This is a genomic window from Sellimonas catena (assembly GCF_027924685.1).
GTDB lineage: Bacteria > Bacillota > Clostridia > Lachnospirales > Lachnospiraceae > Sellimonas > Sellimonas catena.
Genome location: NZ_BSBO01000014.1, coordinates 69,072 through 93,130, shown reverse-complemented (window position 1 = coordinate 93,130; position 24,059 = coordinate 69,072). Strand labels below are relative to the sequence as shown.

23 protein-coding genes and 1 pseudogene are annotated in these 24,059 nt (G+C 47.2%); 15 read left to right on the top strand and 9 right to left on the bottom strand.

The genetic code is table 11. The features are described 5' to 3' along the window. From Selli1_RS08270 to Selli1_RS08250, 5 genes and pseudogenes are all read right to left on the bottom strand, one after another. Positions 1-197: pseudogene (locus tag Selli1_RS08270) on the bottom strand (IS4 family transposase); the annotation flags it as partial. Between the two features lie 188 nt (positions 198-385). Next, on the bottom strand, positions 386-802 hold the full coding sequence (locus tag Selli1_RS08265; protein ID WP_191433792.1) for a hypothetical protein: 417 nt from the start codon (positions 800-802) through the stop codon (positions 386-388). Continuing rightward, the gene (locus Selli1_RS08260) at positions 789-1,019 is read right to left on the bottom strand and encodes a helix-turn-helix transcriptional regulator (RefSeq protein WP_118636519.1); all 231 of its coding nucleotides are present in this window, start codon (positions 1,017-1,019) and stop codon (positions 789-791) included. The genes Selli1_RS08265 and Selli1_RS08260 overlap by 14 nt, the downstream gene beginning before the upstream one ends. A 180-nt stretch (positions 1,020-1,199) precedes the next feature. Continuing rightward, entirely contained in the window at positions 1,200-2,303 is a 1,104-nt protein-coding gene (ytvI, locus tag Selli1_RS08255) for a sporulation integral membrane protein YtvI (RefSeq protein WP_087169634.1), read from the bottom strand. A gap of 108 nt (positions 2,304-2,411) precedes the next feature. Next, complete coding sequence (locus Selli1_RS08250) at positions 2,412-3,062, bottom strand: YczE/YyaS/YitT family protein (protein WP_087169633.1); 651 nt, start codon at positions 3,060-3,062, stop codon at positions 2,412-2,414. A gap of 213 nt (positions 3,063-3,275) precedes the next feature. Here Selli1_RS08250 and Selli1_RS08245 point away from each other — a divergent pair, with 213 nt between their 5' ends. Further along, the gene (locus Selli1_RS08245) at positions 3,276-4,301 is read left to right on the top strand and encodes a M42 family metallopeptidase (protein WP_087169632.1); all 1,026 of its coding nucleotides are present in this window, start codon (positions 3,276-3,278) and stop codon (positions 4,299-4,301) included. A 135-nt stretch (positions 4,302-4,436) separates the two neighbouring features. Next, positions 4,437-5,441: a hypothetical protein gene (locus tag Selli1_RS08240; protein ID WP_087254677.1), complete on the top strand. Its 1,005-nt coding sequence runs from the start codon at positions 4,437-4,439 to the stop codon at positions 5,439-5,441. Positions 5,442-5,522: 81 nt separating this feature from the next. On the opposite strand, the gene Selli1_RS08235 is transcribed toward Selli1_RS08240, so the two are convergent. Beyond that, positions 5,523-6,245 carry an ATP-binding protein gene (locus Selli1_RS08235; protein WP_087169630.1) on the bottom strand — a complete coding sequence of 241 codons (723 nt, stop codon included), beginning with the start codon at positions 6,243-6,245 and terminating at the stop codon, positions 5,523-5,525. A gap of 107 nt (positions 6,246-6,352) precedes the next feature. Between Selli1_RS08235 and Selli1_RS08230 the strand changes: the two genes are divergently transcribed. From Selli1_RS08230 to Selli1_RS08170, 13 genes are all read left to right on the top strand, one after another. Next, complete coding sequence (locus Selli1_RS08230; RefSeq protein ID WP_281872709.1) at positions 6,353-7,048, top strand: Crp/Fnr family transcriptional regulator; 696 nt, start codon at positions 6,353-6,355, stop codon at positions 7,046-7,048. Between the two features lies 1 nt (position 7,049). After that, positions 7,050-8,021: a LacI family DNA-binding transcriptional regulator gene (locus Selli1_RS08225; protein ID WP_281872707.1), complete on the top strand. Its 972-nt coding sequence runs from the start codon at positions 7,050-7,052 to the stop codon at positions 8,019-8,021. 145 nt (positions 8,022-8,166) lie between these two features. Continuing rightward, entirely contained in the window at positions 8,167-10,119 is a 1,953-nt protein-coding gene (locus Selli1_RS08220) for a PTS sucrose transporter subunit IIABC (protein WP_281872705.1), read from the top strand. Positions 10,120-10,125: 6 nt separating this feature from the next. Next, positions 10,126-11,544 carry a glycoside hydrolase family 32 protein gene (locus tag Selli1_RS08215; RefSeq protein ID WP_281872703.1) on the top strand — a complete coding sequence of 473 codons (1,419 nt, stop codon included), beginning with the start codon at positions 10,126-10,128 and terminating at the stop codon, positions 11,542-11,544. Positions 11,545-11,936: 392 nt separating this feature from the next. Beyond that, complete coding sequence (pepV, locus tag Selli1_RS08210) at positions 11,937-13,301, top strand: dipeptidase PepV (protein WP_087254661.1); 1,365 nt, start codon at positions 11,937-11,939, stop codon at positions 13,299-13,301. 178 nt (positions 13,302-13,479) lie between these two features. After that, positions 13,480-15,213: an ABC transporter ATP-binding protein gene (locus Selli1_RS08205; protein ID WP_281872701.1), complete on the top strand. Its 1,734-nt coding sequence runs from the start codon at positions 13,480-13,482 to the stop codon at positions 15,211-15,213. Further along, positions 15,206-17,005, top strand: a complete 1,800-nt coding sequence (locus tag Selli1_RS08200; RefSeq protein WP_087254654.1) for an ABC transporter ATP-binding protein — start codon at positions 15,206-15,208, stop codon at positions 17,003-17,005. The genes Selli1_RS08205 and Selli1_RS08200 overlap by 8 nt, the downstream gene beginning before the upstream one ends. A gap of 51 nt (positions 17,006-17,056) precedes the next feature. Continuing rightward, positions 17,057-17,650 (top strand): P-loop nucleotide/nucleoside kinase family protein, encoded by a 594-nt coding sequence (locus tag Selli1_RS08195; RefSeq protein WP_087254651.1) that lies wholly within the window; start codon positions 17,057-17,059, stop codon positions 17,648-17,650. A 111-nt stretch (positions 17,651-17,761) separates the two neighbouring features. Beyond that, positions 17,762-18,937: a hypothetical protein gene (locus Selli1_RS08190; protein WP_144289704.1), complete on the top strand. Its 1,176-nt coding sequence runs from the start codon at positions 17,762-17,764 to the stop codon at positions 18,935-18,937. A gap of 46 nt (positions 18,938-18,983) precedes the next feature. Then, positions 18,984-19,619: a GntR family transcriptional regulator gene (locus tag Selli1_RS08185; RefSeq protein WP_138373489.1), complete on the top strand. Its 636-nt coding sequence runs from the start codon at positions 18,984-18,986 to the stop codon at positions 19,617-19,619. Positions 19,620-19,843: 224 nt separating this feature from the next. Next, entirely contained in the window at positions 19,844-20,761 is a 918-nt protein-coding gene (gene epsC, locus Selli1_RS08180; RefSeq protein ID WP_281845823.1) for a serine O-acetyltransferase EpsC, read from the top strand. A 66-nt stretch (positions 20,762-20,827) separates the two neighbouring features. Beyond that, the gene (locus Selli1_RS08175) at positions 20,828-20,986 is read left to right on the top strand and encodes a hypothetical protein (RefSeq protein ID WP_171027948.1); all 159 of its coding nucleotides are present in this window, start codon (positions 20,828-20,830) and stop codon (positions 20,984-20,986) included. 20 nt (positions 20,987-21,006) lie between these two features. Then, positions 21,007-21,666 (top strand): HAD family hydrolase, encoded by a 660-nt coding sequence (locus tag Selli1_RS08170; protein ID WP_281845822.1) that lies wholly within the window; start codon positions 21,007-21,009, stop codon positions 21,664-21,666. A 74-nt stretch (positions 21,667-21,740) separates the two neighbouring features. Here Selli1_RS08170 and Selli1_RS08165 read toward each other — a convergent pair whose 3' ends face one another. The 3 genes from Selli1_RS08165 to nagB all read right to left on the bottom strand — a co-directional run bounded on the left by Selli1_RS08165 (position 21,741) and on the right by nagB (position 24,027). After that, complete coding sequence (locus Selli1_RS08165) at positions 21,741-22,088, bottom strand: hypothetical protein (RefSeq protein ID WP_087254635.1); 348 nt, start codon at positions 22,086-22,088, stop codon at positions 21,741-21,743. 19 nt (positions 22,089-22,107) lie between these two features. Further along, positions 22,108-23,223 carry an N-acetylglucosamine-6-phosphate deacetylase gene (gene nagA, locus Selli1_RS08160; protein ID WP_281872699.1) on the bottom strand — a complete coding sequence of 372 codons (1,116 nt, stop codon included), beginning with the start codon at positions 23,221-23,223 and terminating at the stop codon, positions 22,108-22,110. A 72-nt stretch (positions 23,224-23,295) separates the two neighbouring features. After that, the gene (nagB, locus tag Selli1_RS08155) at positions 23,296-24,027 is read right to left on the bottom strand and encodes a glucosamine-6-phosphate deaminase (RefSeq protein ID WP_087168708.1); all 732 of its coding nucleotides are present in this window, start codon (positions 24,025-24,027) and stop codon (positions 23,296-23,298) included. Positions 24,028-24,059 lie beyond the last annotated feature (32 nt).

Sequence of the window (24,059 nt, the reverse complement as noted above, 5' to 3'; positions counted from 1 at the left end):
AGGCTCATATACATGCTCCTGTTAGAGAAAATCAGCAGGAAAAGGTATTGGAAAACCTCAACAACCGGAATTCCCTTTTTCTTATAGGCATTGGCTGCCTTTAATGCCGAAGAGATGTGAAACCGCGCAAAAAATCTCTTAATAGATTTTGAAATCTGCTTATCATTTTGGTTCGCTTGTGTTATACTGATATTCATAGCATGAGCCTCCGGTTTTAATTGTTTTTTGGTCAATTCAATTATATCAAACCAGATGGTTTCATGCTATTTTATTGCCAGAACTTATTGAATTTTCAAGGTGCATAGGCACTTATTCAAGTGCGAAGTTTGAGTTATTATATCTTTTTCTATAAAAAGAGGAAATAGATAAAAGGTAAACAAGTATTTTAAATTTTCCGGTTATAATAAATTACAGTAATTAATTCCAGAAGCATCATGGCGGCTAACATGATGCCAAACGCAAGTGTCATAGGTACCGATAATACTTCTCCGATGACAGAATGCCCCAGCATACATGCAAGCAGGCAGAGAAAGCAGATGCCTTCCGACCATAAAAATGCAGTACTTCGGGATTTGATCTTTACAAGCAAATTTCTCTCGTCAAGTTCGTTGATTTTATCTTCTCTGGACAGACCGGCGGATAAACTGCGGATTAGAATCCCAATCCCGAAGAACAGACATAAAACCATGATCAGGCTTCCCTTGATATCGAAGCCTTTCCAGATGCTTGCAATCAGCATCGCAATGCCAAGCAGGCAAAAAAACAATCCAAGGAAAAAATTATTCTTGTTATAAATCTTCATACTGCTTATCCTCCTTCTTTTTATTCTCTTTCAGACAGCATAAGTCCTCAACGGTGACACCGAATATCAGGGCCATCCGGTAGGCCAGCATCAGGGACGGACTGTACTGCTCCTTCTCGATGGAAATGATCGTCCTCGATGAAACGTGAACCAGATCAGCCAGCTGCTGCTGTGTCATTTTTGCTGCTGTTCTTAATTCTTTTACTCTTGTTTTCATGTGTACCCTCTCATCAATGTGAAGTCAGCTTCTTGTGAAGTTAACTTCATGTTATCAGAAGAATATGAAAATGTCAACAGATATATGAAGGAAACTTCATATTCCGGCTCCGGATGATTTCCCCATAAAAAAGCAGGAATCCCATTTATCCAGGAATTCCTGCTTTTTATATAGATAGCGTCAGCTATTGGTATTCTCGTCCGATTCTTTTGAACCCATCTTGAAGAGATGGATTGTGCCGGTGCGGTTCAGATAGGAAAGCAGTGACAGCCCGATCGGAAAACCAAACAGACCGACTACACCGAACAGCTGGACACCGGCGAACATGCTGACAAGTGTAATAACCGGATGAAGTCCGATCTGTCCGCCTACGATTTTTGGCTCAATAATGTTGCGCACGACAGTGATGAATACATAGAGCAGCGCAAGCTTGATCGCTCCCGGAAAATCTCCGAGGATTGCAGAAATAACAGCCCATGGAATCATGATACCGCCGGTACCGAGAACCGGAAGAATATCAAAAACTGCAATGCACAAAGCGATCAGAACTGAATTCCTGATACCGATCAAAGTCAGGCCGACAGCCAGCTCTACAAATGTGATGCTCATGATCAGTGCGTAGGAGCGGATGCAGACAAATAATGTACCGACCACATACTGCTTGATCTGCCGGACCACGTTCTGGGCTTTGTCGCTTAACTGGCGCATGCAGAAAGCGGATAAGGCTTCGTAATCCATAGCAATAAAGAAGGTAGAGATGATCATTAAAACCAGCCGGATGAAAAGCATCGGAAGGGAGGACGCAATATTGGAAATTGCCTCCATACTGGTAAGAGAAAGATTCGATACAATTCCACGAAGAGACTGCATAAGCTGATTCCACAAATAATCTACGGTATCCAGAATAGAAGGATCCGCCTGCTGGATCGCGTGTTCCAGCTGATCGAAAAGATCAATCAGGACCGGATTTACATACCGGAGATAAATCTGCGGAAGCCTTTGTATCAGGTCGCTTACATAAGAAAAAGCCCGGATGCTTCCAAGCACTAAAAGTGTACCGATTGTCACATAAAATACCAGAACCACAAGAATGGCTGACAGCTTCCGGGGAAGCTGTGTTTTTGTGGTAATAAACTGAATAGGGCGTCTCAATATATAGGCAATAAAAAGCGCCGCGACAAACGGGAAAAGAAAGGACAGCGCGAACCTCAGCACAAAAAAGGCGAGGGCAATAATAATTGCGAAGTACAAAAAGTTAATGATGAATTTTGTCCGTTTTTCCATTTGTTTTCATAACCTCATTCCATGTTCAATATAGAAATAACTCACTAATAATTAAGATATCGGAGATTTGTGAAAGTGTCAACAGAAAGTATGCTGCCAAAGCAGTTTTTATGCTTCTTCCAGCGGAAATCTCTCCCATATTTTTCCCAGACGTTTTGCAATCAGTCCGACCAGAAGGGCAGCGGCAACGGTTCCTTCCCTGACACCCTGAAGGCTTTGAGTAAACACGAGCGAAAGGATGCAGGCAGTCAGTACTAATGTCACATCAAATCCCACCTTCATATAACCGAATTTGACCGGAAGAACCTGGCAGATGGCAAGGACTACTCCTTCTCCGGCGAGAACGACTACACCGGCCTTGACCTCCAGGCTGACCCCGACGGCTACCAGAAAGATACCCGCCAGACAGACAATCCACTGCTGCCAGTATGTATGGCACTGTATGCCGCGGACCGCCCAGACCGCGAAATCAGTGAGATATCCAAAGAGAAAGGCTACAGGAAGCTGCATCAGCTGAATCAGATGATATTTTCTTCGGAGAATTAAAATCTGGAGCAGTATAAAAACGCAGTGCATGAGAATAGTAGCGGTTCCTACAGTAAACGGAGAAAACAGGCTGATGACATAAGGAACACTGGAGATCGGCGATGTCCCGAGACTGGCCTTGATGGAAAATGCCACCCCGAAAGCCATGATGGTAAGACCGGCCAGGAGAATGAAATACCGCTTAAAAAGGGTAACAGTCAGTTGATTATGCATGATACTCATTCCTTTCGATAAAACTACAGTGATGCGTAAAAGCGCATCCATCAATTACACAGCATTTCACTGCGTTCTATTTTATTATAGCATTTGAAAAGAAAATGTAAATTATGGGAAACGTTTTAATGGATGGGTAGCAAAACAGGCCCGTCTGATGCTATAATGGATCATACAAAGAGAAACAGAAGGTATGAGAAAGGAGAAGGACCAATGAATATGGAATACGTACTGGAGCAGCTGAAAAACCTGCTTGCAATCGACAGCCCGTCAGGCTATACAAAAGAGGTGACGGATTATCTTTTAAATGAATTTGAGAAACTGGGAGTGCCGGCATACCGCACAGTAAAAGGTGGAGTGATTGCGGATCTCGGCGGAGAAGACGCGGACAATGCGGTCTTTGTAGAGTCTCATGTAGATACACTGGGCGCGATGGTTTCACAGATCAAGAGCAACGGATGTCTGGAGATTTCTCCGGTGGGAGGAATCGACGCCAACTCCGCAGAAGGTGAGACTGTCCGCATCCGGACACGGGACGGACGTATCTATGACGGGACATGCCAGCTTTGCAACGCCTCTGTTCACGTAAATGGTAAATATGCGGAGACAAAGCGGACATACGATGTGATGGAGATTGTTGTTGACGAAAAGACATCTTCCAAAGAGGAGACGGAGAAGCTGGGAATTATGACCGGAGATTTTGTCTGCTTTGAACCGAGAACAACAATTACAAAGAGCGGCTATATCAAGAGCCGTTTCCTGGATGATAAGCTCAGTACCGCAATGCTTCTTGGATACGCAAAGCATATCAAAGAGGATGAGGTGACACCTAAGAGGAGGATCTATCTTCATATGACAGTGTTTGAAGAAGTTGGACACGGCGGTTCCGCTTCCATTCCGGATGGTGTGACAGAAGTGCTTTCCGTGGATATGGGATGTGTAGGAGACGGTCTTGCCTGCAAAGAGCATCAGGTATCGATCTGTGCAAAAGACAGCAAGGGACCTTACAATTATGATGTCGTTTCTAATCTGATTGAGGCGGCGAAAAAAGCGGGATGCGATTTTGCGGTGGATGTTTATCCTCATTACGGATCGGATGCGGATGCTGCACTGACAGCCGGATATGATGTGCGCCATGGATTGATCGGGGCAGGTGTTTATGCATCTCACGGATACGAGAGAAGCCATGTGGATGGAGTGAAGAATACTCTTCTTCTGCTTGAGACATATCTTGGATAGGCTGGAGAAAGACAGGAGATTACGATTTACTTAAAATTCTTAAAAAAATGTGAAAACCATTTTATCTAAAAGAATCCGTGTTAAAATACATGTGTTACAGAAGAAATCAGATTTACGGAAGGGGAGACTGATTGTATGGAACATAAGGGAGGACGGATTAAAGATCATATCAGACGGGAAGAGCCTCAGGGACAGGATGACTGGATCGATGTGGAGTGGCTGGATGATGATGAAGATCTGGACAGCCGGCCGGATGCAGCCTCCGGGGAACAAGGCGGTGCGCAGGACAAGTCTGAAGAGGAGCCGTTTGAGATAGAAGACTGGAGAGACGAGGAGAACTGGAACCTCGAGAAAAAAGAGGAAACACCGAAATCCGAGCCGGCAAAAGACCCGTCAGCGAAAAGGAAAAATACCGGAGCACGCAGCACGGATGGACAGAATCCGCAAAGAAAGCGACGTCCGCAGCAGCAGGGATCCGGTACAGGAAAAGACGGTAAAAATGGTAAAAAACCGGTGAAAAAAGCGCCTCAGAAAGACAGCCGCAAAGACGGCAGACGAGAGCAGGAGCAACGGGATCAGGACAGACAGAAGAAAAAGAAATCAGGCTCAGCGGCCCGCCCGGTGAAAGCAGCCGGACGTGTGGCAGGAAAAGCCGGAAAGACAGCAGGAAAAGCAGTCGGAAAGGGAATTTCCATTGCGCTGAAATGTGGATGTTTTGTCGTGATGGCTGTGATTGTTCTGGAATTGTGGCAGGAATTCTGGGTTGAGAGAAGTACGCTTGGCGAGATCTGGCGGGTGGCCGCAGACCGGAATTATGCACAGGCGCTCTACCTTGGCATTGCGGGAGTCATTCTCCTGTACGGTGTCATTTCTGCACTCTGGCTTCTTGGAGGAAAGAAGATGCCGGACGGTAATCGTGTCAGAAGCTACGACACGGGACGAGGGCTGACAGCATTTATTCTGTTTGCCATTCTGGCGGCAGCTGCAGGTTATGTGGTACCGGTGATCCCGGCAAGTCCACAGGTTCTGGAAGGTGCGAGACTGGCACTTGCAGTAGTGGAGCGTGTCAGCACAGTTATACTCGGATGCAGTGTGATTGGTGTTGTGCTCTGTGTGATCAGAAAAATAGTAGGAAGATAAACAAAGAGGAGGACGTGACGGACGTCCTCCTTGTTTTGTAAAAAAATATAAAATGATTCTTTGATCAAAAGCAGCGGAAAGTTAACGGTCCAGAATCTGTCCTTCCGGTGTGATGACCCGGACCTGCCAGGGAATCATTTTTCCGCTGTTTTTCAATGCCTGTACTGCCGCGCGCTCCAGACCGCCGCAGCAAGGAACCTGCATCCGTGCGATCGTAAGGCTTTTGATCTCATTGTTTGCTAAAATTGAGGTCAGTTTCTCCGTGTAGTCGCCTTCGTCCAGTTTTGGACATCCGATGAGCGTGATGTGGTTTCGGATGAAATCCTGGTGGAAATTTCCATATGCATAAGCGGTACAGTCGGCGGCGATCAGAAGATTCGCATTGTGATAGTACGGAGCCTGTTCCGGTACCAGCTTGATCTGAACCGGCCACTGGGAAAGAAGTCCCGGACAGCCGGTAGGCTGCGGCGCGGTCTGCGCTACCCCGCTGCGATGAATGGCTTTTGCCATGCTTCCAGGGCATCCGCAGGCAAGTGCCGGCTTTTCGGTTTCTGCTTTTCCGGCTTTCTCTGCCTGAGCAGCTTTGACAGCTGCCTCATCATAAGCAGGCGCCTCCCGCTCTTCAAATGTAATTGCATTGGCAGGGCATGCAGGCAGACAGTCTCCAAGACCGTCGCAGTAATGTTCATGCACCAGTTTTGCTTTTCCATCTATCATTTCAATTGCGCCCTCGTGGCACGCCTGGGCACAGAGGCCGCAGCCATTGCAGAGTTCTTCGTTGATTTTGATTATTTTTCTGATCATCATATTCCTCCTTGTTCATTTTGTTTACAGGAAACGGCTTGACTTCCTGAGTATAGGATAGTACACTCAGGAAAAAGAGTCGGTTGTAATTACAACGAAGGAGAATTATGGATCAAATACAAATTATAGCAGAATGCCCGTTGTTTTCGGGCATGACCGATATGGAAATCCGGGGGCTTGTAGAGGAGATCCGGGCTATAAAGAAATATTACCGGAAAGGGGAAGTCCTGCTTCATGCGGGAATGGTTCCGGGTGAATTCGGTATCGTGCTGGAAGGATGTATTCATATATTGAGAGAAGAGTTCAGCGGAAGTACTACACTGCTTGCGCAGGGAATGCCGGGAGAGATTTTTGCGGAGGCCTTTGCGGCGGCAGGTGAGCCGTCTCTTGTTACGGTGGAGGCAGCCAGAGATACGGAAGTACTGTGGATTCATTTTGGACGGATGATGAGGCGAAGCGGGACAGGAAGGGCGCAGCAGACCCTCGTAGAAAATATGATGCAGATCCTGGCAAAGAAAAATCTGTTTCTTGCGGGGAGGGTCTCCCATCTTTCCCGAAGAACACTCAGAGAGAAAGTTCTGTCGTACCTTGCCGGACAGGCGGCGAGGCAGGGAAGCAGAAGTTTTGAGATCCCGTTTGACAGACAGGGGCTTGCGGATTATCTTGCGGCGGACAGAAGCGCTCTTTCAGCGGTGCTTGGAAAGCTGAAGAAGGAAGGAGTTCTGACGTTTCGCAAAAATCATTTCACACTGTTGAATGAAGATGTGGATGCAGAGAATGCAGGCAAAGGAGGAAAAGTTTGATATGACAATCAAAGAAATCGCACAGCTCGCGCAGGTGTCAAGTGCGGCTGTTTCCAGATATCTGAATGGTGGATATGTAAGTGAGGAGAAAAAGGAACGGATCCGGGAGGCTATTGAAAAGACAGGTTATCATCCGTCGGCCCAGGCGAGGATTCTGAGGACGAAAAAAGCAAGGCTGATCGGTGTCGTAGCACCAAAGCTCAGTTCTGAGTCTATTGCAAGAGTGGCGGACGGGATCGGAGAGGTGCTGGCGGAAAAGCAGTTTCAGATGCTGCTTACTGTTACCAACAACCGGTCGGAAAAAGAACTGGAATATATGCGGCTGTTTGAAAACTATCCGGTAGACGGGATTATTCTGATCGGAACGGTCATCTCCAAAAAGCACGAGAAATTTTTTGAGCAGAGCAAGGTTCCCATCGTAGTGCTGGGACAGTATACGGATAAAGCAAACTGTGTGTATCATGATGATTATGGCGCAGCGAAAGATCTGGCAGTGAGGATTGCCGGAAAAGAAAAGAAAAAAATTGCCTATATCGGAGTGACAAGAGATGACCGGGCTGTCGGGCAGGAAAGAGAAGACGGATTCCGGGCCGGACTTCTGGAGGCGGGAATTGTTCTTCCGGAAGAACTGTACGGGCTTTCGGAGTTTTCTGTTGAGTCCGGGTACCGTCAGGCAAAAGCGATTTTAGAGAAAAATAGTGATATCGATATCATATCATGCGCGACAGATACAATCGCGGCGGGAGCGATGGAAGCTTTGAAAGAGTGCAAAAAGGAAAGAAGAGAAAAGGTGAAAGTGACGGGTTTTGGGGACAATCAGTTCTTAAAAGCAGTTTCCGAGGGAATCACAACAGTCCATTTTTACTATAAAACAAGCGGAATCAAGGCTGCGGAAATGCTGCTGGACATTATTGAAGAAGGACATCAGGTGCCGATCCGGATGAAACTCGGATACCAGATTATGGAACATTAGACAGAGGATAAAACAGATAAGCAATCAATTTTCACAAAAACAGAATAGAAAAATCAGTAAAAGTGCCATATTTACAAGTGGCACTTTTTTCGTTATTATTTATGCAGGATATGAAATCGATTACATAAAATAAAGGAGGAGAAACATGGATTACAGAAAAACAGCAGAAGAAATCCTGGAGCATGTGGGCGGAAGCAAAAATATTGTTTCTGCCGCACACTGCGCAACAAGGCTTCGCCTTGTCATTGCAGACAATTCCAGAGCGGATAAAACAGCCCTGGAAAACGTAGACGGCGTAAAGGGCGTATTTGAGGCATCCGGACAGCTTCAGATCATCCTTGGAACAGGGACAGTCAATAAGGTCTTTGACGAATTCATTGCGGTTTCCGGAGTGACGGCCAGTTCCAAGGCAGAGGCCAAGGAGGCCGCGGTACAGAAGCAGAATATATTTATGAGGGCAATCAAGCTTCTGGGGGACATTTTCGTTCCGATCATTCCGGCCATTGTGGCAAGCGGATTCCTTATGGGAATCATGAACTCTCTGGACTTTATGAATTCCAATGGATTTATCAACATTGATACGAGCGGGTCCTTCTATGTATTTGCCAATATCTTCAGCAATACGGCGTATACATTCTTACAGATCCTCATCGCGTTTTCGGCAGCAAAAGCATTCGGTGCCAACCCGTATCTGGGAGCAGTCATCGGTATGATTATGATCAATCCGAGTCTTCAGAATGCCTACACCGTAGCGACAGAAGGTGTGCAGGCTACCCAGTCCGTCTTTTTCGGACTGTATGACATTGACATGGTCGGTTATCAGGGACATGTTATTCCGGTTGTCATTGCAGTATGGCTGTTATCAGTACTGGAAAAGAAACTTCACAAAGTCGTGCCTGAGGTCCTGGATCTTTTTGTTACCCCTCTGGTCAGCGTGTTTGTGACAGGATACCTTACACTTGCGGTTATCGGTCCGGTTTTCGTATGGGCGGAAAATGCGGTTCTGAGTGCGATTCAGTGGCTGCTTACCCTGCCGCTTGGGATCGGAAGCCTTATCATGGGCGGACTTTATGCTCCAACGGTTGTAACAGGCATCCACCAGATGTACACGGCCATTGACCTTGGACAGATTGCACAGTACGGAGTGACCTACTGGCTTCCTCTTGCAAGTGCGGCAAACATTGCACAGGGTGCGGCGGCGCTGGCAGTGGGAATCAAATCCAGAGATAAAAAGGTGAAATCACTTGCCCTTCCTTCGTCATTAAGTGCGTTTATGGGAATCACGGAGCCGGCAATTTTCGGCGTCAACCTTCGGTTTTTCAAACCGTTTATCGCAGGGTGTATCGGAGGAGGATGTGGAGCACTTTATGCCTCAATCGTGCATCTGGGAGCAAAAGGAACCGGTGTAACGGGTATTTTCGGAATCCTGCTTTGTCTGGAACAGCCGGTTCAGTATATTATCGAGATGGTCATCGCAGTGGGTGTGGCATTTATTCTCTCTTTTATTCTTTATAAGGATCAGAATAAAGATCAGAAGCCGGAAGTTGTGAAGGCGGATGCACCGCAGACATTGCCGGAAGAACACAGGGATGAAAAAGAGGCAGGCGAGATTCCTGCGAACACAACAGTAACGGCCGGAAGCGAAGAACTTCATACACCGGTCAATGGAACATTGATTCCGGTATCTGAGGTCAGTGATCCGACGTTTGCGGCGGAAGTGCTTGGGAAGACGGCGGCAGTCATCCCGTCAGACGGACAGATCGTGGCACCTTGTGACGGTCAGATTGTCAGTATCTATGAGACGGGACATGCAGTCTGCATTGCAAGCAGTCTCGGAGGAGAGATTTTGATTCATGTAGGAATCGATACAGTCAAGATGGAAGGAAAAGGATTTACGACAAGAGTAGCGGACGGGGATCAGGTACATGCCGGGGATCTGCTGATCGAAGCGGATCTTGATCAGATTAAAAAGGCCGGATACGATACGGCAACCATGATGATTCTGACCAATGCCGACAGCTTTGCGGCGGTTGATAAGGCTGAACCGCAGGAGGTCAGCCGGGGAACGACAGTAATGACGATCAGAACAGGAGCTTAGAATTCAATGAATGCATTATCCAAAGATCTTACAAAACTGGTCAAAATGATTGAGAAGATTGAGAGCCGGTCCGGAGAGCCAGACAGGTTCCGGCCAAGATTCCATCTGGCCCCTCCGGCCGGATGGCTGAACGATCCGAACGGGCTGTGCCAGTATCAAGGCCTGTATCATGCCTTTTTTCAGTACTCTCCATTTGACGTGGAGGGAGGCCTGAAACTGTGGGGACATTCCACAAGCCGTGACATGCTTCACTGGGAATATCAGGGAGCGGCACTTTACCCGGATCAGCCGTTCGACTGCCATGGTGTTTATTCCGGCTGTGCGTTGACAGAAGATGGCAGAATTTCTTTTTACTATACCGGAAATGTCAAGCTGGACGGCGACTTTGATTATGTGACGGAAGGAAGGGAAGCCAACACCATACTCGTGGAGAGCGAGGATGGCTTCCGGTTTGGACGAAAGCAGCTTTTGATGACAAATGAAGATTATCCGGAAGATGTGACAAAACATGTCCGGGATCCGAAAGTCTGGAAAGAGAATGGCATCTACTACATGATTCAGGGGGCCAGACGGAAAGATGATGTTGGAGAGGCGCTTCTATTTGCATCTTCAGACCGGATTCACTGGTTATTGAAAAACAGAATTACCACAAAAGAGCCGTTTGGCTTCATGTGGGAATGTCCGGACTACTTTGAAATTGATGGAAAGAAGATTCTCTCTGCATCGGTACAGGGACTGGAAGGTGAGAAATGGAAAGACAAAAATGTCTACCAGTCCGGTTATTTTGAAGTGAAAGGCCACGTTGCAGAGCAGTGTACGCTTTCGGAATATGTACTCTGGGATTACGGTTTTGATTATTATGCGCCGCAGAGCTTTGAGACAGAGGATGGCCGGAGAGTCCAGATTGGATGGATGGGAATGCCGGACTGTCCGGAACATACAAACCGGACTATCGAGGACGGATGGCAGCACTGCTTCACTATTCCAAGAGAAATTTATGTGAAAGACGGAAGAGTCCTGCAGCGTCCGGTCAGAGAACTGGAAGAAAGGAAACGGATTCTGGCAGAAGCGACAGGCGGCCTTTATGTGGAAGAAGAACCTGTTTATGAAGCAAGAATTGCGGAAATCAAAGAAAATCAGTTCCATGCTGTACTCGGAGAAGAATTGATTCTTGAATATCGGGACAGCAGATTTGAGATGCGGTTTATCAATCCTTCCAAAGACAATGCGTCCGGCGGACGGACCATCCGGTATCAGGAAATCGAAACTCTGAATAATGTAACCATTCTCACAGATGTATCGACCTGCGAGGTGTTTGTAAATGATGGAGAGTATGTCTTTTCCACGAGATTTTATCCGGAAAACTACGGACTTCAAATTCAGGCGGACGAAGCGAAGATAAAGATGTGGGAACTGGTTTCGTAAAAAGGTTAATGATTATAGTAGGGCAGTATCGCGGCAAACGGTACTGCCCTGCTTTTGCCATCTGGAAATAGGGGACATGACTCGTATGAGAGAAAGCCAAATCAGATATTACGGTTAAAAGAAGAGGGTATTGCATTTGAACCGTAGAAATCAGAATCTACGGTTGCGAAACAAGAATTGCCAGATCAAACCGTCTGCGGCCGCTAAAACCTGCGGTTACAATGGAGAAATTTCCCAAAAGCCGAAAAATCTGACTATCGGAACCGGGCAGGTTTCTCAGCAGTTTTCTACTGGCAAAATCGTCTGATATCTCTTGCCTTTTGTCATGGAATATTATAGAATAATTCTGTGAGTTACTATGCTGAAGTGATTCAGTGAAAGGAGTTATAGCAATGGGATATGAAAAATTAAACGAGAAGATGATGGAGCTTAAAGATGAGATCTTTGCTTCCATCAAAGAGAGTGTCGCAATCGAAAGTGTCAAAGGCGCACCGGAGGAAGACGCACCATATGGAAGAGGACCGAAGGAAGCTCTGGACCACGCTCTGGCATTGGGCGAGAAGCTTGGATTTAAGACAGGCAATCTTGACAACAAGGTTGGCTGGATCGAATATGGCGAGGGCGAAGAAATGGCAGCGGTTCTTGGACATCTGGATGTTGTTCCGCTTGGAGAGGGATGGAAATACCCGCCGCTGGCATGCGAGATTCATGACGGACAGATGTACGGCCGCGGAGTTCTGGATGACAAGGGACCGGTAATAGGAGCGATTTATGCACTGAAAGCGATCCGTGATCTCGGACTTCCGATCGACAGAAGAATCCGTGTGATTTTCGGAACAGATGAAGAAAACGGTTCTTCCTGTGTAAAACATTATAACGAAGCTGGCGGAGAACAGCCTGCGATCGGATTTACTCCGGACGGACAGTTCCCGGTTATCTTCTGTGAAAAGGGACAGTCTTTCTGGGAAGTTACAAAGAAAGTAGAAAATCCGTCCAGTGTCAAAGTGCTTTCTATTGAGGGCGGTACAGCAAAGAATGTCGTAACACCAAAATGTACAATGGTTGTAGAAGGTGATCTGGATGTCAAAGAAGCAGACGGCATCACCGTGACAAAGGCAGATGGAAAGACTACAATCGTGGCAGAAGGACAGGGCGCACATGGCAGTACTCCGGAAAAAGGAGTCAATGCGGCAATCAAGCTGTTTGAGGCTGTAAAAGATTGTGGAATCGACGGAGATCCGGGACAGATGATCAACTTTATTCTGGAAAAGATCGGAACAGAGACAAATGGAAAATCTCTCGATATCTGCTGGACAGACGAGGAGACAGGAGAGACAACAGTCAACCTTGGTGTTGTAAAATGCACAGAGGAAGATCTGTTCTTCACACTGGATATCCGCTATCCAAAGAACGGAGACCGCGACACACTTGTTGCAACAATGAAGAAACAGGCAGAGGCTTATGGAATGAATGCAGATCTGGAGTCTGAAGGCAAACTGTTATACGTGCCGAAGGATTCTGAGCTGATCCGGAAGCTGATGAACGTATATAAAGAAGAAACAGGAAGAGACGATCAGCCGATCGCCATCGGAGGCGGTACATATGCAAAAGCATTTGATAATATGGTTGCTTTTGGGCCGACATTCCCGGGAGAGCCGGATGTCATTCACCAGCCGAATGAATGTGCGGATGTAGAGAAAATGATGCTGTCCTACCAGATTCTGGCGGCAGCAATGTATGAGATTGCACAGAAATAAAATGCTGATTTAAGACAGAATAGAAAAAGGATTCCGGAACTGTTCTAATGTCCGTTTTGTGATGTTGGAAACAGTCCGGAATCCCTTTTTTTACGTGAAAATGCATTCCCCTCTTGCCGGAAAATATAGGATATGATACATTGGGCTTACAACACTTTTGGATGAGGGAGGTTATGAGGTGAAACTGATTTTGGAGTATCTGAAAAGATACAAATTCTGGTTTGTCCTGAACGTGATTTCCGTCTTTGGATTTGCTCTGGTGGAACTGGGGATTCCGACGATCATTTCCTATATGATCGACCAGGGAGTCATGAATGAGGACAAAGGATTTTTGATGAAGATGGGAGTGCTGACAGCGGTGATTTCTGTGATTGGCGTCTGCGGCACCATTCTTCTTGGTTACTGCTGTGCCCGGATTTCCACAGGGATTGCTCATGATATCCGGCAGGATGTTTTCCGAAAGGTACAGACTTTTTCGCACAGCGAAATGAATGAGATCGGAGTGGCATCTCTGATTACGAGAACAAACAATGATGCTTTTCAGATCATGATGTTTATGAATGTAATTTTGAGGACGGCAGTGTTGACCCCGGTTATGATTGTAGTAAGTTTCATGCTGACAGTCCGCACCTCTTTGGATCTGTCGCTGATCATTATTTCTACGATTCCTCTGATTATTATCGGGGTCGTTATTGTGGCGAAGATTTCCTCTCCGATCAGTGAGAGGCAGCAGGCGTCACTGGATTCTATCAACCGGATTTTCCGTGAGAATCTGACCGGTATCCGTGTCATTCGTTCTTTTAATAATGATGAATATGAATCTGAACGGTTTGACAAAGAAAATGTAAATTTTATGAACCAGTCGAAAAAGCTGTTTAAGCTGATGACCTCGACAGATCCGGTATTCTTTCTTATGATGAATCTTGCGATCATTGCGATCTATGTTGTTGCGAGCTTTATGATTGATGCCGGTACACTTCCTGTTGGAAAGCTGATTGCTTTTATGGACTATGTTTTCCATGCAATGTTTTCCGTATTGCTGTTCTGCCTTGTGTTTATGATGTATCCAAGGGCGAATGTGTCGGCAAAACGTATCCGGCGGGTACTTAAAACCGAGTCAATCATCGAGAACCACCCGGATGCTTCAAAGACAGAGGACAGGGAAAAGAGTATCGTATTTGATGATGTTACTTTTGCTTATCCGGACGGAGAAGAAGCGGTTCTGCAGCATATTTCTTTCGAGGCGAAGAAAGGCGAGACGGTAGCATTTATCGGAAGCACCGGTTCCGGAAAGAGTACGTTGATCAAGCTGATCCCGAGATTTTATGATGTATCAGCCGGAAAGATTTTGATCAACGGAGTGGACGTACGGGATATGGACATTTATAAGCTCCGCGAACGGATCGGATTTGTGTCCCAGAAGGCCAATCTTTTCAGTGGGACAATCGAGGAGAATATCCGTTTCGGCAACCGGAACGCGAGCATGGAAGAAGTAGTCCATGCGGCAAAAGTAGCGCAGGCCTATGATTTCATTATGGAGAAACCGGGGCAGTTTCAGGAGCACATTGTAGAAGGTGCGGGAAATGTTTCCGGAGGACAGAAGCAGAGGCTTTCGATCGCAAGAGCACTGGTGCGGCACGCGGATATCTATGTCTATGACGATTCTTTCTCCGCACTGGATTTCCGGACGGACGCAAAGCTGCGCAGTGAGCTTCGTAAGGAGATGACGGATGAGATTGTCCTGATCGTTGCGCAAAGAGTCTCTACGATTATGGATGCGGACCAGATTATTGTTCTGGACGAGGGCAGGATCGTCGGAAAGGGCACGCACAAAGAACTGCTTAAAAACTGCAGTGTATATCATGAAATTGCAGCTTCCCAGCTGAGTGAGGAGGAACTGGCTTATGAATAAAGAACAGATCGGCTGGAAGGCATGTATGAAAGGGATGGGACGGTTTGTAAGTCCGTACAAAGGAAAACTTTTAGTGGCAGTCCTGACGACAGTGTTTGCGACAGCAATCTATTCCCTGAATCCGACAATAGAGGGGCTTGCAACGACACAGCTCGCCCGGGACGCGTCTGAAATTCTCCAGGGTGTCAGTGGGGCACATGTACATTTTGACAAGGTATTCCGCATTCTGGCGCTTCTTGGTACAAGTTATGTGACAAGGGCACTGGCGCTCCTTGTGTCGGCATTTTTCCTGACCAATGCGATTCAGCAGACGATGCATGATTTGAGAGGGGCACTTCAGAAAAAAATCCAGAAGATGCCGGTCAGCTATTTTGACGAGCACGCTTTTGGAGATGTATTAAGCTGTGTGACTAACGATGTGGATACGCTGAGCAATGCTCTGCAGCAGACGCTGACCAGGGTGATCAGCGGGGTGCTGACTTTTATTCTTGCGGTCAGCATGATGCTTCGGATCAATGTAGCGATGACGCTGATTGCATTGATCATTATTCCGCTCGTGGCGCTTATTACGAAGGTATTTGTAAAGCGTTCCCAGGATCTGTTTGACATTCAGCAGAAAACCGTAGGACAATTGAATGGTGCAATCACGGAGCTGTACGGCGGATTTAACGAGATTATCAGTTACAATAAACAGGAAGATGTGGAAAAACAGTTTGAGGAAGTAAATCAGAAGATGAGAAATTCCGCGTTCAAGGCGCAGTTTGTCTCCTCTTTGATTTCTCCCTGCGTGTCACTTGTGACTTACCTGACGATCGGTACCTGTGCGGTAATCGGATGTCTTCAGGTTATTCAGGGGACCATTACGATCGGACAGCTTCAGGCATTTGTGCGCTATATCTGGCAGATCAACGATCCGCTGTCCCAGGTTTCCCAGCTTTCCGCACAGGTACAGGCAGCCTTTTCCGCCATGCGCAGAATCTTTACCCTTCTTGCTGAGAAAGAAGAGGATCAGGGCGGAAAGGCAGAGATTGCAAAGGATAAAATCGAAGGCAATGTGACCTTTGAACATGTACAGTTTGGATACGATAAGGAACTTCTGATGAAAGATGTCAATATCGATGTCAAGAAAGGCCAGACGGTGGCGATCGTCGGTCCGACAGGAGCAGGAAAGACAACGCTGATGAATCTGCTGCTCCGCTTTTACGACGTGAAGGGTGGTTCCATCAAGATTGACGGCGTTGATATCCGGGATATGAAACGGGAAGATCTGAGATCGCTGTTCTCGCTCGTACTGCAGGATACATGGCTGTTCTCCGGAAGTATTTATGACAATATCCGCTACGGAAGACAGAATGCAAGAAAAGATGAGATTATCAGCGCTGCGAAGATGGCAAATGTCCATCACTACATCCGCACACTGTCCAGAGGATACGATTCACTGATCAATGAGGAAGCGAACAATATTTCTCAGGGAGAAAAGCAGCTCCTTACCATCGCAAGAGCGATTCTGAAGGATCCGCAGATTCTGATTCTGGACGAGGCGACATCCTCGGTGGACACCAGACTTGAGAGAAGGCTTCAGGAAGCCATGCTTCGGGTGATGGAGGGAAGAACATCCTTCGTTATCGCCCACCGGCTTTCTACAATCCGGGACGCGGACATGATTCTGGTACTGCGGGACGGAGATATTGTGGAACAGGGAACACACGAAGAGCTTCTGGCAAAGAAAGGTATGTACGAAAAACTGTATCATTCTCAGTTCGCGGGACAAAATTTTGATGAGGTTTGCTAGACATTGTGGTATGATAGTGTATAGATAATATGAGGAAAGGGGCATGAATCCATGAAAAAGAAACTCATTTTAGTTACATCACCACCGGCATGCGGAAAAACCTATGTTGCCATGAAACTTGCGGCAGAACTGAAGCATGTTGTATATCTGGATAAAGATGCACTGATTATTCTGAGCAGACAGATTTTTGAAGTGGCAAATCAGCCATATGACAGAAGCTCGGATTTCTTTGAAGAACATATCCGTGATTACGAATATGCGGCGATTCTGGATATGGCAGTGGATGCGCTGGAATACGATGACATTGCGCTGATCAACGCGCCGTTTACCCGTGAGGTCAGAAATCCGAGATTTATGGAGAGCCTCCGGCAGGATCTGATGCGAAAGAATGCAAGACTTTATGTTGTGTGGGTTGTCACAGACCCGGCAATCTGCAAGAAGAGGATGATCCGGAGAAACAGCGACCGTGACACATGGAAGCTGGCACACTGGGATGAGTACATGGCAAAGACTGATTTTTCCATCCCGGAAGAACTGAACGACAAAAGCAAAGATCAGGAGCTCCTTCTGTTTTATAATTCCAATGAAGAAGAGTTCCGCAAATCCATGAAAGAAGTGGTACGAAAACTCCAGGATGAGGAGTAAAGAGAAAAGTCAGACAGACGAATGCAGACAGGAGATTCCGGCCGGACGGCAGGGGATCTCCTGTCAGACGTAGGGGGAGTCTGGAACAAGGACAAAAGAGAGGACCGGAATATGGAAATACAGATGTACAATATGGGGCTTGGAGAATGTTTCCTGCTGGAAGACGGAACAGAAAAACTGGCAGTCAACTGTGGAACCCGCAATAAAAGAATCAATGGGACAGACAGCGGAGAGATTTACCGGGAGATACAGGACCGGGCGGCAGAAGAGGGATATGATTTGCTGATTACACAGTTTGATCCGGAACATATCAGCGGGTTCCTCCAGACAGGCCGGGTACGGCCGGGTGACGGGATCCGGACTGTATACCTTCCGGATCTCTTTTCGGAACGGTGGATGAACGAGGTGCTTGCTCTGCTGCTTTTGCAGGATCTTTCCAGAGGAGGGTTTCTTCCGGGAAAAGCGGTGACACTTACCAGCCTGATGGAAGTACTTTTAACTTTTCCGGGCAGGCTTTGTTTCCTGAAAAGGGGAGAGAGCATCGGCGGGAGGTATCAGGTACTCTGGCCGCAGAAAGACGGACTGAAAGCGGAGATGGAACAGACACTTAAGTCCGCGGGGATTCTCGACGCTTTTTATGAGCAGGACCGCTGCATGTGGAGAGAACTGGTCCGGGTCTCCTCAAGAATGAGAGAGATTTACATGCGGCTTCTTGCCATTTCCAGAAGCGCGGATGTTCCGAGAAATGAAGAAGGAATCCCGGTGGAACTGGAAGAGGACATCAAAAACTTCCGGTCGGACTTCAGAAAGCTGCGTAGAAACGAGCGGTTTCTTGGAATGGTGGAACGGTGCCAGAAACATCTTGAGATTCTGAAAGCATTTCATGACAGGACAGGACTGATTTTTCATACCCGTGAAGACAGCAGCAGGAATTTTCTCTATACAGGAAACACCTGGAAAGAAAGGGCGGCATGGCTGGCGGCAAATGAGGACGGGCTCGCCGGACTTCACAGAGAATACTGGTGCATTACGCTTCCGGGACATGGGACGGATGCCTGTTACTGGGATTTCTCGGAGTATGCTCCGAAGCACTTCCTCGTATCCAACGGGTACGTAGCGGGACAGGAGAACGGGAAGGTATCCGGACGTTACAGCGGCATGTTCGCCGTCCCGGATGTAACGATGCACTGTACCAGCGCAGACTGGTGCGAGGGGCGGAGGAACGGTATCTGCAGCTGCTGGAGCGCGCAGATCACATCTCCGCATCATTATTCCGTCATCCGGTAGCACGAAAGAAAAGATCCGACATGCAAAGAAAGGGAGGACAGACAGAATGAATAAGAGAAGAGCAGATAACGGAATCCCGAAGTATCAGCAGATTGCTACGGATATTGCCTATAAAATTGTAAATGGAATTTATCAGGAGGATCAGAAAATCTATGCAAGATCTGCCATCGGGAGTCAGTACAGTGTTTCTTCGGAGACAGCGCGCAGAGCAATGTGCATTCTTGCGGACTGGGATGTGGTGACGATTGAGAAAAACAGCGGTGTTCTGATCAAGTCGGTGGATAATGCAAAGAATTTTCTTCAGCAGCAGAAACAGACAAAATCAATCCAGAATCTAAAACGGAATATTCTTGACAGTGTGGAACGCCAGCAGGAGGAAATCAAAGAGCTCTATGATTATCTGACAGAGATGATTGATCAGATTGAGCGTTACCGGTCGACCAATCCATTTATCCCGTATGAAATTGTGATTACAGATCAGACTCCTTATCTGGACCGGACTGTCGGGGAAGTGGATTTCTGGCAGGAAACCTTTGCGACCGTGATCGCAATCAGGAGAAATGGAGTGCTTATGATGTCTCCGGGGCCAAAAGCGGTGTTTAAACTCAATGATATCCTGTATTATACAGGGGATGAGGAATGTCCGGAAAGGGTACAGAAATTTATGTATCCGCATCAGTAAAAAAGTACTTGCAAAAGTAACAACTTTAAAATAAAATAGAGTTGTCATTCATGGCTATAATGTAACTCACAAAAAAGAGCAGGAGGTTCTGATGCAGATCTTCCTGTTTTTTTCTTTTACCCGGCCCGGAACGTCAGGGAAGGGTGAGGACTGCATGGAAAAGAACAAGGTTGACATCACATTCACACTGTAATAAGATAAAGCAAAAAGAAAATGGAGTCATTATGAAAAAAGATACGATAAAAGAAGTTGTAGAAAAACTGAACCGTAATTACCTCACTGAGGAACTGTTCATGCCGAAAAAAGGGCGGAGGCTTCCGGAGCGCGCGGCGGTGATTGAGATTATCCGTGATCTCAGACAGATTATTTTTCCGGGATATTTTGGAAAAGACAGCGCGCTGGAACTGGATACCGCCTACTATGCAGGATACCGGATCAACCATCTTTACGATGCGCTGAAAGAGCAGATCACCATTGCGCTGAGATATCAGGGGAAAGAAGAGAATGTAGAGCAGAAGGCTCAGGAAGTGACGGACCGCTTCTTCTCCCGGATTCCGGATATCCAGAATCTGATGCTCAAAGATGTACAGGCTGGATTTGACGGGGACCCGGCGGCCCAGAGCCGGGAGGAGATTATCTTTTCCTATCCTGGACTGTTCGCGGTTTATGTGTACCGGATTGCCCATGTGCTTTATGGTGAAAAGATCCCGTTTATTCCGCGGATCATGTCAGAGTATGCGCATGGAAGAACAGGGATCGATATCAACCCGGGAGCCAGAATCGGAGAATATTTCTTTATTGACCACGGCACCGGAATTGTAATCGGGGAGACGACCGAGATCGGTGACTATGTCAAACTTTATCAGGGCGTGACGCTGGGGGCGCTGTCTACAAGAAACGGACAGAAGCTTGCCGGACTGAAACGACACCCTACCATCGGCAACCATGTGACGATCTACTCGAATTCCACCGTCCTTGGTGGAGATACCGTGATCGGGGAACACTGCATTATCGGAGGAAATACTTTCATTACAGAGTCCGTGCCGCCTTACACGAAAGTAAGCGCCAAGAGCCCGGAACTGATTTTCAAAACGCCAAAAGAAAATCAGGAAAAGAAGAATCTCTGGGAGTGGGAAAATTAAAACTCCTTTACCTTGGAAGACGGAAGTAGTAAAATATAGGCAAAAGAACAACAGGAGGGAAAGTTTATGGGACAGGAACTGATTTTAAAATTAAAAGAAGTAAAACAGGCACTGGTAGACCTTGATCTCAAAGGCGAAGAGTGGGAAGAACGTCAGGAAATTCTGCAAAAGCTTGAAGACGTGACCTCCTATGTAAAGGATGCCATGGGAAGCGGAAAACTATAAAGCAGAAAGGATGAAAGACGATGCAGCCAAAGATCAGGGCACTGGTATTTGACATGGACGGGCTTCTCTTTGACTCGGAGAAGGTGGTCCAAAAATCGTGGTATATCGCCGGAGAACGGCTGGGATACCCAAACGTAGGAGATCACATCTATCATACCCTCGGGTTTAATGTTGTAAGAAGAAGCAGGTATTTCAGGGAGACATTTGGAGAGAAATTTCCGGTAGAGACCTTTAATCAGATGACAAGGGAGATTTTCTATGAATTGAAGGAGACGGAAGGAGTTCCGAAAAAGCCGGGTGTGGATGAGCTGCTTTCCTACGCAAAAGAAGAAGGATACCTGCTGGCGGTCGCCACTTCGTCCGGGGAGGCCTATTCCAGAACGCTTCTGAAAGAGGGAGGGATCTGGGATTATTTTGACGCCGCGGTCTTTGGCGATATGGTCACACATGCCAAGCCGGATCCGGAGATTTATCTGAAAGCATGTGAGAAACTTGGAGTGAAGCCTTCGGAAGCGGCCGCACTGGAGGACTCGCCGAATGGAATCCGTTCCGCGTATGCGGCGGGCATGTATCCGATTGTCATACCGGATCTGGTCAGGCCGGACGAGGAGATCAAAAGTCTCAGCACATGGCAGTGTGAATCATTGTTTGATGTGATCAGTATACTGAAAGAAAAGTAAGAATCAGCCGTACAGAAAAGGCAGTCATTCTCTGTGCGGCTGATTTTGTGATGTATGAGGAATGTGCGTACATCCTAAAGATTCAAAAAGCGGCTGCAGCATTCCTCAAAGACGTGAATCTGATGTGTCAGGTCTTCTGCCTGTATGTCGGACAGACTTTCCAGAAGAAGATCCTGAGCACGGTGTACGCCTTCTTTGTCAAGAGGAGGCGTAAGAGCGAAATCGCTGTAGGCCCGAAGCTTCTGGAAATAGAGATTCAGGTCCGCGGGATTTTGTTCCTTATATGCCAGTTCATACATATAGTGGGAGTCTGCAGCGTCAGAATCACTGCATTTTTGACAGATCCACTTTCCAAGGTAATAATATTGATTTCCGATCCGGTAGACAAATCCCGGACGGGAGATGAAATCCTGATGGTTCATATCCGGCACCTCCTTGTCATTAGCCGTTGATGATAACCTGTTTCAGGGAAAGATCCGGATTTAACAGGACCAGATTTCCGATTTTGCCGGGAGAGATGCTTCCGTACAGATGCTCCAGGTGCAGTGCGCGTGCCGGATTGTAGGTGGCACAACGGACAGCGTCTTCCAGCGGAATGTCCATCTCAGTTATTGCGGTACGCATACAGTCGGCAAGGTTTGTCACGGATCCGGCCAGTGCTCCGCCCTCTGCCAGAGTGGCATGTTTTCCGGACACATTGACATCCAGTCCGCCGAGGGTGTAGGAGCCGTCCGGCATTCCTGTGGCGCGCATACTGTCACTGATCAGGCAGATTCTTTCGGAACCAAGCATGGCAAAGGCAGCCCGTACCATGGACGGATGAATATGGACTCCGTCACAGATCAGCTCTGCGAATACATGTGGACTGTCAAATACAGCGCCGACAACACCCGGTTCCCGGTGGGTAAATGCAGGCATGGCATTGAAAAGATGAACAGCATGGCAGGCTCCGGCATCGAAAGCGGCCTTTGCGTCTGCATATGGAGCGTTTGTATGTGCCAGAGAAACGGATACGTTGTCCTTCACTTTCCGGATAAAATCAAGTGTCCGTTCCAGACCCATTTCCGGCGCAACGCCGATAAATTTGATCAGCCCTTTTGCGGCATCCTGAAATTCATTAAAAAGAGCGGCATCACATGGAATGATATTCCTTTCGTCCTGCGCGCCTTTCTTTGCGATGCTGATAAAAGGCCCTTCCATATTCAGACCCACAAGATGTGCACCCTGCTCATTTGTGTAGGAAGCAGCGGTAGCAAGAATCTTCTTGAGCTCTTCCGAAGGAAGTGTCATGGTGGCCGGACAGATGGTTGTTACACCGATGGAAGCTTCGTATTCGGCAATTGTCCGAAGTGCTTCCGGATCGTTATCACAGACGTCGGCTCCCATGCATCCGTGAAAATGAATGTCAATCAGTCCCGGAATGGCGTAGGCACCGCCGCCGTCCACAACTTCACCGGAACCGGAAGCAGTTTCGCAAAACAGTCCGTCTTCAATCACTACATCACCCGGATGGAAGTGAAAATCCTCCCCGTATACTTTTACATTTTTGATAATCATAATAGTACTCCTTTGTCTGAAAGAAAAGGATGCCAGGAAAGAATCCTTCCTCCCGGCATCCCTGATTACATGTTAACGAGGAACTTTGGAAAAAGCAGCCTCATCAGCTACAACGGTTACGTCCGGATGGAACTGCAGGATTGATGCAGGTACTTCTGGCGTAACAGGCCCAAAGAATGATTTTGCGACCGCTTCAGCTTTATCTTCTCCGCTTACAATAAGGAGAATTTTCTTTGCGCGCATAATGGTTCCGATTCCCATGCTGTAAGCCTGTTTCGGAACATCATCAGCGGAAGCAAAGAAACGTTTATTTGCTTCAATCGTACTTGGCTGAAGGTCAACACAATGTGTTGCTTTCGGGAATTCACTGCCCGGTTCGTTGAATCCGATATGACCATTGTGTCCGATTCCGAGAAGCTGAAGATCCACACCGCCGAGAGAAGCAACGACTTCTTCGTAGTGCGCACATTCTGCTTCGCTGTCTTCGCATGTGCCGTCCGGGATGTTGGTGTTTGCCGGATCGATATTTACATGATCAAACAGATGATCATGCATGAAATAATAGTAGCTCTGATCATTATCTTTTGGAAGTCCCTTGTACTCATCCAGATTGGCTGTCTTCACCTGTGAAAAATCAAGGTCACCATTCTCGTATTTGGCAACAAGGTTTTTGTAGGTTCCGACCGGAGAAGAACCTGTAGCCAGACCAAGTACACAGTCCGGTTTTGAAATAACCTGTGCTGCGATGATGTTGGCAGCTCTCTGACTCAGAGCATCGTAATCTTTTTCCACGTAGAATCTCATGACTAAAATCCCCCTTTTGTCTGATAGTTACA

Coding starts and splice junctions, on each gene's coding strand:
- Selli1_RS08185 (WP_138373489.1), top strand. CDS start 18,984: ATGAATAAGAGAAGAGCAGATAACGGAATCCCGAAGTATCAGCAGATT.
- Selli1_RS08170 (WP_281845822.1), top strand. CDS start 21,007: ATGCAGCCAAAGATCAGGGCACTGGTATTTGACATGGACGGGCTTCTC.
- pepV (WP_087254661.1), top strand. CDS start 11,937: ATGGGATATGAAAAATTAAACGAGAAGATGATGGAGCTTAAAGATGAG.
- Selli1_RS08245 (WP_087169632.1), top strand. CDS start 3,276: ATGAATATGGAATACGTACTGGAGCAGCTGAAAAACCTGCTTGCAATC.
- Selli1_RS08230 (WP_281872709.1), top strand. CDS start 6,353: ATGGATCAAATACAAATTATAGCAGAATGCCCGTTGTTTTCGGGCATG.
- Selli1_RS08165 (WP_087254635.1), bottom strand. CDS start 22,088: ATGAACCATCAGGATTTCATCTCCCGTCCGGGATTTGTCTACCGGATC.
- Selli1_RS08225 (WP_281872707.1), top strand. CDS start 7,050: ATGACAATCAAAGAAATCGCACAGCTCGCGCAGGTGTCAAGTGCGGCT.
- Selli1_RS08220 (WP_281872705.1), top strand. CDS start 8,167: ATGGATTACAGAAAAACAGCAGAAGAAATCCTGGAGCATGTGGGCGGA.
- epsC (WP_281845823.1), top strand. CDS start 19,844: ATGAAAAAAGATACGATAAAAGAAGTTGTAGAAAAACTGAACCGTAAT.
- ytvI (WP_087169634.1), bottom strand. CDS start 2,303: ATGGAAAAACGGACAAAATTCATCATTAACTTTTTGTACTTCGCAATT.
- Selli1_RS08235 (WP_087169630.1), bottom strand. CDS start 6,245: ATGATCAGAAAAATAATCAAAATCAACGAAGAACTCTGCAATGGCTGC.
- Selli1_RS08195 (WP_087254651.1), top strand. CDS start 17,057: ATGAAAAAGAAACTCATTTTAGTTACATCACCACCGGCATGCGGAAAA.
- nagA (WP_281872699.1), bottom strand. CDS start 23,223: ATGATTATCAAAAATGTAAAAGTATACGGGGAGGATTTTCACTTCCAT.
- Selli1_RS08190 (WP_144289704.1), top strand. CDS start 17,762: ATGGAAATACAGATGTACAATATGGGGCTTGGAGAATGTTTCCTGCTG.
- Selli1_RS08260 (WP_118636519.1), bottom strand. CDS start 1,019: ATGAAAACAAGAGTAAAAGAATTAAGAACAGCAGCAAAAATGACACAG.
- Selli1_RS08215 (WP_281872703.1), top strand. CDS start 10,126: ATGAATGCATTATCCAAAGATCTTACAAAACTGGTCAAAATGATTGAG.
- nagB (WP_087168708.1), bottom strand. CDS start 24,027: ATGAGATTCTACGTGGAAAAAGATTACGATGCTCTGAGTCAGAGAGCT.
- Selli1_RS08240 (WP_087254677.1), top strand. CDS start 4,437: ATGGAACATAAGGGAGGACGGATTAAAGATCATATCAGACGGGAAGAG.
- Selli1_RS08175 (WP_171027948.1), top strand. CDS start 20,828: ATGGGACAGGAACTGATTTTAAAATTAAAAGAAGTAAAACAGGCACTG.
- Selli1_RS08200 (WP_087254654.1), top strand. CDS start 15,206: ATGAATAAAGAACAGATCGGCTGGAAGGCATGTATGAAAGGGATGGGA.
- Selli1_RS08250 (WP_087169633.1), bottom strand. CDS start 3,062: ATGCATAATCAACTGACTGTTACCCTTTTTAAGCGGTATTTCATTCTC.
- Selli1_RS08265 (WP_191433792.1), bottom strand. CDS start 802: ATGAAGATTTATAACAAGAATAATTTTTTCCTTGGATTGTTTTTTTGC.